At 33.8% G+C, this 10,628-nt stretch carries 11 protein-coding genes and 1 pseudogene; 4 read left to right on the top strand and 8 right to left on the bottom strand.

Annotated features, from left to right (window positions below):
• Positions 1–351 (bottom strand): annotated as a pseudogene (locus tag DK207_RS15310) (hypothetical protein); the annotation flags it as partial.
• 274 nt (positions 352–625) lie between these two features.
• On the opposite strand from DK207_RS15310, the gene DK207_RS15305 reads away from it, so the two are divergent.
• Both DK207_RS15305 and DK207_RS15300 read left to right on the top strand, forming a co-directional pair.
• Positions 626–847, top strand: coding sequence for a hypothetical protein (locus DK207_RS15305; protein ID WP_109441941.1), 222 nt, complete (start codon positions 626–628; stop codon positions 845–847).
• Positions 848–1,267: 420 nt separating this feature from the next.
• Entirely contained in the window at positions 1,268–2,458 is a 1,191-nt protein-coding gene (locus DK207_RS15300; protein ID WP_109441940.1) for an MFS transporter, read from the top strand.
• Between the two features lie 56 nt (positions 2,459–2,514).
• On the opposite strand, the gene DK207_RS15295 is transcribed toward DK207_RS15300, so the two are convergent.
• The 5 genes from DK207_RS15295 to DK207_RS15275 form a co-directional block, all read right to left on the bottom strand.
• Positions 2,515–3,951, bottom strand: coding sequence for a trehalose-6-phosphate synthase (locus DK207_RS15295; protein WP_109441939.1), 1,437 nt, complete (start codon positions 3,949–3,951; stop codon positions 2,515–2,517).
• Positions 3,939–4,787, bottom strand: a complete 849-nt coding sequence (otsB, locus tag DK207_RS15290; RefSeq protein WP_227553804.1) for a trehalose-phosphatase — start codon at positions 4,785–4,787, stop codon at positions 3,939–3,941. Before otsB ends, DK207_RS15295 begins: the two co-directional genes overlap by 13 nt.
• A 642-nt stretch (positions 4,788–5,429) precedes the next feature.
• The gene (locus DK207_RS15900; protein WP_109441937.1) at positions 5,430–5,549 is read right to left on the bottom strand and encodes a DUF2474 domain-containing protein; all 120 of its coding nucleotides are present in this window, start codon (positions 5,547–5,549) and stop codon (positions 5,430–5,432) included.
• A gap of 12 nt (positions 5,550–5,561) precedes the next feature.
• Positions 5,562–6,566: a cytochrome d ubiquinol oxidase subunit II gene (gene cydB / locus DK207_RS15280; protein WP_109441936.1), complete on the bottom strand. Its 1,005-nt coding sequence runs from the start codon at positions 6,564–6,566 to the stop codon at positions 5,562–5,564.
• Positions 6,559–8,004, bottom strand: a complete 1,446-nt coding sequence (locus DK207_RS15275) for a cytochrome ubiquinol oxidase subunit I (RefSeq protein ID WP_109441935.1) — start codon at positions 8,002–8,004, stop codon at positions 6,559–6,561. Before DK207_RS15275 ends, cydB begins: the two co-directional genes overlap by 8 nt.
• Positions 8,005–8,404: 400 nt before the next feature.
• Here DK207_RS15275 and DK207_RS15270 point away from each other — a divergent pair, with 400 nt between their 5' ends.
• Together DK207_RS15270 and DK207_RS15265 are read left to right on the top strand one after the other, a co-directional pair.
• Positions 8,405–8,782 carry a hypothetical protein gene (locus tag DK207_RS15270; RefSeq protein WP_228247953.1) on the top strand — a complete coding sequence of 126 codons (378 nt, stop codon included), beginning with the start codon at positions 8,405–8,407 and terminating at the stop codon, positions 8,780–8,782.
• Positions 8,783–9,055: 273 nt separating this feature from the next.
• A complete protein-coding gene (locus tag DK207_RS15265) occupies positions 9,056–9,595 on the top strand; it encodes a glycine zipper domain-containing protein (RefSeq protein WP_109441934.1) in 540 nt (179 codons plus the stop codon).
• Between the two features lie 162 nt (positions 9,596–9,757).
• Here the strand turns inward: DK207_RS15265 and DK207_RS15260 are convergent, their stop codons facing one another.
• Positions 9,758–10,228, bottom strand: a complete 471-nt coding sequence (locus tag DK207_RS15260) for a hypothetical protein (protein WP_109441933.1) — start codon at positions 10,226–10,228, stop codon at positions 9,758–9,760.
• A 189-nt stretch (positions 10,229–10,417) separates the two neighbouring features.
• Positions 10,418–10,603, bottom strand: coding sequence for a hypothetical protein (locus tag DK207_RS15255; protein ID WP_109441932.1), 186 nt, complete (start codon positions 10,601–10,603; stop codon positions 10,418–10,420).
• Positions 10,604–10,628: the final 25 nt, after the last annotated feature.

Below are 10,628 nucleotides of genomic sequence, written 5' to 3'. Positions count from 1 at the left end.
ATTTATACGTTGATTAGAACTATAGCGTGAAATCTGACTACTCTGGGCATTTCGTTCTTTTGCTCTTTGATAATTAATTATTCTCTTGAACTCCTGTTTAAACCAACTTTTTTCTAATTCTTCTTTTGTTATCTTTCGAGGTGTTTCTTGCATGGTACTTCTCACCATGATTTTTTCCCAATCAAAAGCAGGAGCCTGTTTTCCACCAAAGAATTCGCTATCAAAATTAGGCGTGTAATCTAGTGTGATTTGAGTTGAATATATTTTTGAACCGATACGTACATAATAAAAATTATGACTATCTTTTGAAATATATTGACTAAAAGGAGTGGAGTAGCTTTTTCTATTCATTCAACTCACCTCTAGGGTTAGATGAGAGATTTAAGATTTAAAAATAATATTAACAATAAGTTTTGTGACTTATTTATAATATTTATACGTTTTATATTTATTTTCAATGCTACATTTACATTAGTGTATTTTTTTATGTTTAAAATAATCAAAAAATATTGCGATGTAAATTTATGATATGTTTTAAAATTTTATGTAATGGAATTGTTTATTGGTACATTAAGCCTTAAAAATAAAGTTAATATAAATATAACGACTTACTTGGATGGTTAAAATGATTAACTTTGAAATGTTAGAGGAAAAGATTAACCAGCTAGGGATAGGAGAGTTCTTATTTATTGGTCGAAGTTTCGATCTGAGTGAAATGCCAATTGTTTTGCGTTTCCTCAAGAATCTCGAAACAAAAAAAGTGTTAAGAATAACCTATTTACATACAAATAATGAAACAGGAGAGAATCTAGTTGATCTTATTAAGATTCAGAAAATGCTGATGTAAAGTTAAGACAATTTTTGAAAACATAAGGCTGTTGTTCTTTCCATATTTTTAAGTCTTATCGCCTCAATCGAGTAGTAATTAAGAGATTATAAGTTGACCAAATGATTTTTCACTTCCCCATTTATTGGAGGTAAGTCCATAACTATTTGACTTTTTTGTAATTACAAAAATAAAATTATTTAATATATAAAAAACTATTAGAAATAAAGATCTTAGTTTTAATTTAAAAAATATTTTAACTTATTGAAAAATATAGATTTAAAATTATGTAAAAATATACTATTAATATTTTTTTTGTGTATAATTTCGCCACTAAAGCCTCTGTTAGGTTATAGATCTCTTCTATAACTTGACAGGGGTTTTTCTATGGAAATTTATCTGTAATGGAAGAACTGAGTTAATTTATTTGGATGGTTTTGAATGATCCTTTTTTCCAGAACTGCTCTTATTGATCCTCAAATTCAATTAAGTGCTCAACGTCTTTCTACTCGTTTTAGCTTTTTCGGTCTCGGTTTTGCCACCGCTGCTTGGGCGCCGTTAATTCCATTTGCTCAACAGCGCTTGGACTTTAATCATGCCAACTTTGGCTTGTTATTGTTATGCAGTGGATTAGGCGCAATGCTTGCAATGCCAGCGACAGGTAAAATTGTACAACGTATTGGTTGCCGTATACCAATTGGGTTTGCACTACTGCTGCTTGCTGTTTTGTTACCTTGTTTAAGTTTATGGAACACTCCTCTAATGATGGCAGTATCCTTATTTCTATTTGGTACAGCAGCTGGAATTTTAGGGGTTGCATTAAACATTCAGGCCGTCGTCGTTGAAAAGAATAGCTTGAGATCACTCATGTCTGGCTTTCATGGGATGTGCAGCTTAGGTGGATTAGCAGGTGTATTAACGATTACAGCTTTGCTAACTTTTAATGTTTCACCTGTAGTGAGTGCGCTTGCGATTAGTTTGATTCTGGGAATCATCTCTTTACTGGTTGTGCCTTTGGGTATAAAAGCCATTGAAAAAGTTGATTGTGTGACTCCTTCAACTGAAAAAGAGACCTTAACTCAGCGTATTCCGAAACCTTTAATTATTTTGATTGGTTTAGCGTGCTTTATCGTCTTTATGACTGAAGGCGCTGCAATGGATTGGGGCGGGATCTATTTGACTCATGAATATGGAGTCAATACTGCCTATGCTGGTTTAGCCTATACATTCTTTGCAATAGCAATGACGACAGGACGTTTTTCTGGACAGTATTTGATTCGATATTTCGGAGAGAGAAAACTTTTAACTTATAGTGCTATTTGCTCAACGATTGGTTTAGCTATGGTCAGTATTGCGCCGCATTGGGGAGTAGTATTGCTTGGTTATACATTGGTCGGTGCAGGCTGCTCGAATATTGTACCTATCATGTTTTCCCGTGCTGGACGTCAGACTTTAATGGGTAAAACTGTAGCAATTTCTTTTGTTTCGACAATGGCTTATACAGGAGTTTTGGTAGGTCCTGCCTTTATTGGAATGATTGGCGAACTGATCGGGTTAAGTACAATTTTCATGGCATTATCATGTTTATTATTATTGATTGTTGCCTTAAACCGTTTCACTTATGTGAAATAAGCTTTAAGAAAACTGGCAATGTTAATACATTGCCAGTTTATTCAGAAATTGATTTTCTATAAATCATGATAGATTGTATTAACACTACGCATTCTCTTGTATTTGAAATCTTGTGTTGACTGGCTGAATCGTAAATCATTTAAGAATGTATTACGCCAATCATTGATATCAAAATCTTTTAATCCTTTCATTAGTTGTTTATAACGTAAAATACGTTCTTGTCGTGGCATTTCCAATGCTGTTTTTAAAGCATTCACCATAGCAACTTTATCCGTAGGATCGACCAAAATTGCTTCAGACATTTTTTCAGCCGCGCCCGCATGTTGAGATAAAATCAAAACACCTGGGTTTGTAGGATCCTGTGCCGCAATATATTCTTTTGCAACAAGGTTCATTCCATCACGAATAGAACTAATCCAACAGATATCTGCTTGTCGATAGATTTGCATTAAATGATGGTGTTTGATGGCATCATAAATACATTCTATGGGCTGCCAATCTTCCTGACCAAATTCTTGATTTATGAGTTTAATTTTAATCTTAAAACGTTCAAATAAACGTTGATAAGCAGGAACTTCTAAACGACAAGGACAAGCGATTTGTAAATGTTGGATGTGCTGCTTGTATTGCGGATATTTTTCTAAAAAGTCAGCATAAGAAAGGAACCGCTCCAACAGCCCTTTTGAGTAATCAATACGATCTACACCAATAATAGTTTTAGGAGAGTTGAGTTCAATAGGGCGGTTCAGAAGATCCTTCATATCGATGAATTGTTGTGCCGCTTTCTGAATTGCACCGGGATTAATTCCAATCGGATAACATTTAATAATCGTTAAACGTTGATGATAACTTAATAAATTTTCTTGAATTTTTTGTGCTTTTAATAAAGATGTGCAAACCTGCATACAAACTTTCTGATCTTTTTCTGTTTGCATACCTAAAATATCATATTGACATAAATCCTCGATCAATTGCTGAGCACAAGGGATTTTTTGCCAAGCAGATAAAGGAGCAAAAGGAATATGTAAAAAGAAGCCAATTTTATTCTTCATACCAAGTGCACGACAATATTTGGCTACACTTAAGAAATGATAGTCATGAACCCAGATTAAATCTTCTGGTTGAGCAATTTCTGCCAATTTTTTGGCAAATAAATAATTTACTTGCTGATACCCTTCATATTCTTTTGAATTGTATTCAATGAGATCTGAACGATAATGCATGGCTGGCCATAGCGCATTATTGGCAAACCCACAATAATATTGAGAAAACTGGGTTTGAGTTAAAGGGCAAGTGATATATTCGATTTCATTTTTGCGCAATACATTAAAAAGAACTTCTTCTTGAGTATCGACTTTTTCGCCATTCCATCCTAACCATATACCACCTATATCATTTAAAGCATCTTGTATGGCGACAGCGAGTCCGCCAGCACTTACTTTCTGAGCGTTAGGAATTGATACTCGATTAGACAATATTATTAGTCTAGACATATTTCTTCTCCACTTAAGTCATCAGTCGTTGAAACTCTTTCTTCTGTAGGTATATTTTTTAAAAATAAAGCTAAGAAATCCTGTACTTGAGTTATGTCATTTAAGAAATATTTTGCATTTGTTGGGCCTTTGCCCACTTTAATTGAGATGCCGTTGTTGATTTTATTTACCACAGTGAAGCCATCTTCATCGGTTATGTCATCACCTATAAAGATAGGAGTGAAAACGTCTGTGATATTCAAATGAGCCAGCATCTTCTGGATTGCAAATCCTTTATTTGCTTCTGCAGAAATTAATTCAAAAACAAATTTTCCCTCGATTAACTTAAGTTCAGGGAAAAGACTGTGGCTCTCATTGATAATTTTCTTTGCAACAAACTCGAGTTCTGGACATTTTCGATAATGCAATGCAACAGAGCTTTTTTTGTTTTCGATCAAAAGGTTAGGGTAAGGTATGCATGCTTTTGAAATCATGCTGTGTATATATGAGATAGTGGAGAGATTTTTATTTAATGAGTTTTTTTTCTCTCTATTGAAATATATTTCTAGCCCATGTAATGCCGCAATGGGTATATCCATAAATTTAAACAACTCACGAGCAGAAACAATATCCCTCCCAGTAATTGCAATCACGGGAATATCTTTGGCTCGAATATTTTCTATTATATTTAAGGTCTTATTGGGGATAAAGCAATTATTTGGGTCCAACTTGAAGTCACAAAGGGTGCCATCAATATCTAAAAAAAGACATTTTTTATTGTGTTTATAAGTAGAATCTTGAAGTAAATTTTCGAGAATATCTAAATTTAGGTTGGGGTCTTCCTTATTATAGTTCAATTTCTTTTCCCTCATATTGATAGAATTTTAATTATGAGTATGATGATTTTTTTATTTTTATAAAGTTGAAATGTCAATAATTAAACATATTAAAAAACATAACTTACATTTTTAATTGTTTGTATACAAGGTAAGATTTTATTACATATAGAGTAGAGCAAGTTTACAAAAAGTTTCTTTTGAAACATAAATTATATTAATTTTTTTATAACATAAACATTGTAGGTGTTAACTTGTATTATCTATTTCTTAGTGGAGATTAACATGTTACATAGAATGTTCTATTTTAGCATTGGTGCAATGTTCGGGTATTGTTGCAAGACTAAAAAAGAAAAGAAAAAGGATAATAAAGATATGGATTGAACGTTAAGTTTAATTTAGATCTTTTCCTTTTTAAATAAAACTGATGTTATGAAGCCACTTTAAGTGGCTTCTTTATATTTATAAATAATAAATTATAGAGAAATCAATAATGAAAAAGATTCTGCTAGGACGTTAAGTGGTAGTGATGGCTATCAAAGGATTCTTATGGAAAAAGAGGAGTAAGGTCATGATTTTCTGAAATTAACAAAGAAATTCTCCTATTTAATTGGTCATAAAAAAGAAGTTCCCGAAAGAACTTCTTTTTTAATTTTTGAAAAACTATATAAAAAACAATAAAACTTTAAATAAACCAGCAATTAGGAATAACGTTAAAAAACCACCTAACCAAAGTATAATAAACCATTGAGTCGAACTTATTTTTGCGGGTTGCTTTTTCATTATTTTCTCCCTCTAGTGATAACCTTCATCATTCGGTCTTACTTTATCTCTAAATACCCAATAGGCCAAAATGGTGTAACTCATAATGATTGGAATTAGGATTAGAGCACCTATGAGTGTAAATAGTTGACTTGAGTAAGGAGAGGCGGCTTGCCAAATCGTAACGGAAGGGGGAATAATATTTGGCCAAAGACTAATAACAAAACCACTAAACGCTAGAAAAACTAACACTAATGTATAAACAAATGGTTTAAGTTCTTGCTTTTGCTTGCAAGCCCGTAAGATTAAGTAAACAAATAGGACTACAAGAATAGGCACAGGGCTAAAATAATACAGATTAGGGATCGTGAACCAGCGCTCAGCAATTTCTGGTTGCTTCAATGGCGTGTATAAACTTACCCCAATAAAAATAAGCAGTAATAAAATAATTAACTTCGGCATTAATTGATACATTTTTTGCTGCAATTCATGGTCTGTTTTTAAAATTAGCCAACCACAACCTAAAGTTGCATACATGATTACGACGCCGATGCCAGTGAAGACGGAGAAAGGGGTCAACCAATCGAAAGGTCCTCCTGAGAATATTCCCTGATTCGTTTCAACGCCTTGGATATAAGCGCCTAAAATGATTCCTTGGAGTAAACCCGTAATGACCGATCCTAAAAGAAAAGCATAATCCCATAAATAACGGGTTCGGCCTGCCTTAAAACGAAATTCGAATGCGACACCACGAAAAATTAAAGCGATCACCATAAGAATAATGGGCATATAGAACGCAGACAGTATCGTTGAATAAGCTAATGGAAAAGCCGCAAATAAACCAGCACCGCCTAACACCATCCAGGTTTCATTTCCATCCCAAACAGGAGCGACGGTATTCATCATGACATCACGTTCTAGTTTATCTTTGAAAAAAGGAAATAAAATACCAATTCCTAAATCAAAACCATCCATAATCACATATATCAAAATTGCTAAACCGATAACGCCAACCCATACTAAAGAAAGATCAATCATTGGATTTCTCCTGTGAGTTTGTTTTTTCATCTAGGCTTTCATCCACAGCACTGAGCGGGCGCATAGGTGTTTTGAAATGACCGAGTCCTGCAACTTCATGTGGTTGTGCATCAACAAAAACAGGGCCTTTTCTTATTAATTTCACTATATAATAAATACCGGTACCAAAGACGATGGTATAAACGACAACAAAAATAGTGAGACTTAAGCCAACTTGTTCTGCTGAAACCGTATGCGATAATCCCTCACTGGTTCTCATAATCCCATATACAACCCAAGGTTGCCGGCCCACTTCAGTAGTTATCCATCCTGCAAGCATGGCGATATAACCCATCGGTCCCATAAAAATAGCAAATTGATGAAACCATTTTGCTTCATAGAGCTGTTTACGTTTTCTTAACCACAATGAAAGGAGTGCTAGGGTTACCATGAGTAATCCCAGCCCAACCATCACCCTAAAACTCCAGAAAACAATAAGCGCATTTGGACGGTCTTCACGCGGAAAATCTTTTAATCCAGTGACCGTGCCATTTAAACTATGTGTAAGAATTAAGCTGCCTAAATAAGGTACACTGACTTCGTATTTGTTGCGTTCTGCTTGCATGTCGGGAACTGCAAACAGTATTAAAGGCATAGCTGAATCATAATTGGTTTCCCAATGTCCTTCTACGGCAGCAAGTTTTGCAGGTTGATGTTTTAAAGTGTTTAAGCCATGTAGATCGCCAATAAATGCTTGTAGTAAAGAAGTGACAAGAACCATCCACAATCCCATTGAGAATGATTTTTTAATGAGTTCATCACGACGACCTTTATACAAGTGCCATGCCGCAGTGCCGACTACTAACAATGCTGAGACTAAAAAGGCCGCGCCTGCCATATGAGCTAAGCGATAGGGAAATGAAGGATTAAAGATAATCGAAAGCCAGTCGTAGGGAACAATAATGCCATTTTCAATGCTAAAACCTTGCGGAGTTTGCATCCAACTATTTGAAGATAAAATCCAAAACATGGAAATACATGTACCGAGCGCGACCATAAATGTAGAAATGAAATGGGCTTTTGGACTCACTCGATCCCAGCCAAATAGCATAATTCCAAGAAATCCCGCTTCTAGAAAAAATGCGCTGAGAACTTCGTATGTTAAAAGAGGCCCCATAATGCTACCAGCAACTCGTGAAAACTCACTCCAGTTCGTGCCAAATTGATAGCTCATCACGACACCAGAAACCACGCCCATACCAAATGATATAGCGAAAATTTTAATCCAATATTTATATAAACTTTTATATATTAAATTTTTAGTTTTCAACCAACGCCACTCTAGTATAGTCAAGAAGCAAGCTAAACCGATTGAAGTGGCTGGAAATATAATATGGAAGGAAACGGTAAAGGCAAATTGAAGTCGTGCTAGCTCTAATACGGTTAAATTAAGGTCCATTATTTACTCCATTTTAAAGTATATAATTTGATAGTTTATAAATTGTATGCTTGACCTTATAAGTATGATGAATATTCTAGTTATATCCTCCGTAATGAAACATTAAATTTTTTTTTATTACATATTTGTATATTGGTTTGGTTTATTATTAATAAAGTAAGAAAATGTTTAATCACTATAAGATAGTATAAGCATGATATATGGAAAAAATATCTTGAATATAAATAATTAAAGGTTGAAAATTCAACAAGATAGAGACGAAATTAAAAAGAGAGAATTGTTACCAACTATGTCTTTGTTGCTGGAAGGAAATAATTCTCACAATATTAATAAGAATGATTACAAATTGAAAATAACGAATTCATCATAATATGGTGGGATAAAAAAAGAGGGACTACCGATGCCACGATATTTGAAAATAGCAGAAAAAGTCTATAAAAATCTTATGGATGAGAGGAAATTCTCAAACAAGCCAGTTGAGTACGTAAATTGTTTGCTTAGGGAGATACGCAAAGAAATTAAAGGTACTGACATGAAGCTAATGTATAATTTTATTGAGTTTAATTCAGGTTTTAAAAATCAAATTATCGAAGATTATATGAATGTAGATGTTAGCTTAATACCGAACTATAAGCATCAAGATGAGTTTATCTTATGGTTAGCAGGTTTTATCGAGAAAATAACAATAGGAGGAAAAGAGAAACTACCTCCATTACTAGACACTATTCCAGCTGAATTTAACTTAAATACTATACCAAAAGATATAAAATTTTTATAAAGATAAGAATAATTAATAAATCTTGCAATTTTATTCGCTGATGTATACAGCAAGCCGCTAGCGCAAAGGCGGCTTTATTTTATGATGTAATACATATTAGAAATTATTTCAATTTGTTAGTGTTTTTACCTACTCATCTAGTTTTTAACTCAATAAAAAATCAAATAACCTTTTTTAACTTAAAAAAATAATAAGCTGAAATATCTAACTTAAGATTCAGCTAGACGTTAGTTTTTAAATTCTTGAGTTATATTTTCTGAGAGGAGTTTTACAATGATACATAAAGATAATGATGCGCGTAGACGTATCCAAAATCTACCAGATGATATTGATAAGGATTTAGAACCGAATCTTCCTACCAAATCTGCAACCCATCCTGTAGAGTCAAGTGTAGGTGCCGTTGGTGGTGCCTTGGCTGGGGCAGCAGTCGGTAGTACTGCAGGACCAGTAGGTACTGCTGTAGGTGGTGCCGTAGGTGCACTGATGGGTGGGGTATTTGGTAATGCTGTTGGTGAGGCAGTAGATCCTACTATCGAAGATACTTATTGGCGAGAGCACTATTTTCAACAACCGTATTATAGTGCAGCGAAAGCAAATCACCCCGATCTAGATTATGAGAGAGACTATCGGAATGCTTATCGTATCGGTTATGAAAATAGTCATAGCTATGATGAGAATATCAAATTTGAAGACGTAGAAACTGAACTAAGAGCAATTTGGCTTCAAGAGAATAGAGAGTCTCGATTATCCTGGGATGAAGCAAAATATGCATCAAGAGATGCATGGTATCGAAGTCGGGCGTTGAATAAATAAATGATATGGTATCAATAAAACCTCATTTAGAACTTAAATGAGGTTTTTTAATGGGTTGTATAAAGGTTTTGATAAAAAAGAAAACCGCCATGTAGGCGGTTGCTGTATAAACAGCGAACAATAGAAGTGTGTACGGTCCAGAAACACACTTCTATATCTGCACTAAAGAGGTTTTTTATTTAAAACTTCCAAAAACTCATCAGAATTAAAATAAGATTTAATCAGCTCACCACTTTTAGAATATTCAGGCTCGGGAAGAGGCATATGCTTGGCTTCTTTAGGTGGCGTGTATTTAAATTCTGGCGGAATATCCTTACGAATAGGGGGGAGTCTTTTTTTACCATCTGTTGTAATTTTTTCGATAAAACTTGCTAACCATAAGATAAACTCATCTTCATTTTTAAGCGTTGGAATTAAGCTAATATCAAGCTTAACTCTGCATTCAGAATTCGGCTTTACTAAACACTCTTCGAAATCAATAAAGTTATAAAGTAACTTAATTTTCGTCCCTTTAATTTCTTTCCGTATCTTGATCATTAACTTATTTAAGTTCTCGAGGGGATCAGAGCTAAGCTCTCTATTTTCTTTCAACTCTTTGTAGACTTTTTCAGCTATTCGCAAATATTGTGGCATGTCATCCTCTCCCTAAGCCCACGTCGTCATTAAGAAATTATGAGGAGTTTTTTGTGTCATTATGTATCTGTTGTTAATGTTTTTGTGAGTAATACGCGTTCTGTGAAAACGGTTTATTAAATAAAACTAATTGAATAAATTAAATATTTTAAAAAATATAATGTATTCAACTGGTTGTTTGTATTTTTTTTAGCAGTACTCATAAACAATTAAAGCATTAAATTTTGCATCAAAATGAGAGTTTGTATAAGAATGGCTAATAAAGGTGATATTTATTTTTTGTTTACTGTTAACAAATTCTTCTCTCAACCAATTGTTAATACATTCTTCTAATTCATGGATAGAATTTGCTTCAAAAGCTTTAATTTTTGACATAGGGGTGCTCTACAAAAAATTAGAA

The sequence above is a fragment of the Acinetobacter haemolyticus genome, from assembly GCF_900406815.1.
In the GTDB taxonomy this organism is placed as follows: Bacteria; Pseudomonadota; Gammaproteobacteria; order Pseudomonadales; family Moraxellaceae; genus Acinetobacter; species Acinetobacter haemolyticus_A.
Note: the sequence above shows the minus strand (reverse complement) of the source record. Positions and strands in the feature narration are given on the sequence as shown.

Excerpts from the sequence above, each read along its gene's own strand:
- DK207_RS15295 (WP_109441939.1), bottom strand. The coding sequence starts at position 3,951 with ATGTCTAGACTAATAATATTGTCTAATCGAGTATCAATTCCTAACGCT.
- DK207_RS15305 (WP_109441941.1), top strand. The coding sequence starts at position 626 with ATGATTAACTTTGAAATGTTAGAGGAAAAGATTAACCAGCTAGGGATA.
- DK207_RS15900 (WP_109441937.1), bottom strand. The coding sequence starts at position 5,549 with ATGAAAAAGCAACCCGCAAAAATAAGTTCGACTCAATGGTTTATTATA.
- DK207_RS15255 (WP_109441932.1), bottom strand. The coding sequence starts at position 10,603 with ATGTCAAAAATTAAAGCTTTTGAAGCAAATTCTATCCATGAATTAGAA.
- cydB (WP_109441936.1), bottom strand. The coding sequence starts at position 6,566 with ATGATTGATCTTTCTTTAGTATGGGTTGGCGTTATCGGTTTAGCAATT.
- DK207_RS15300 (WP_109441940.1), top strand. The coding sequence starts at position 1,268 with ATGATCCTTTTTTCCAGAACTGCTCTTATTGATCCTCAAATTCAATTA.
- DK207_RS15270 (WP_228247953.1), top strand. The coding sequence starts at position 8,405 with ATGCCACGATATTTGAAAATAGCAGAAAAAGTCTATAAAAATCTTATG.
- DK207_RS15265 (WP_109441934.1), top strand. The coding sequence starts at position 9,056 with ATGATACATAAAGATAATGATGCGCGTAGACGTATCCAAAATCTACCA.
- DK207_RS15260 (WP_109441933.1), bottom strand. The coding sequence starts at position 10,228 with ATGCCACAATATTTGCGAATAGCTGAAAAAGTCTACAAAGAGTTGAAA.
- DK207_RS15275 (WP_109441935.1), bottom strand. The coding sequence starts at position 8,004 with ATGGACCTTAATTTAACCGTATTAGAGCTAGCACGACTTCAATTTGCC.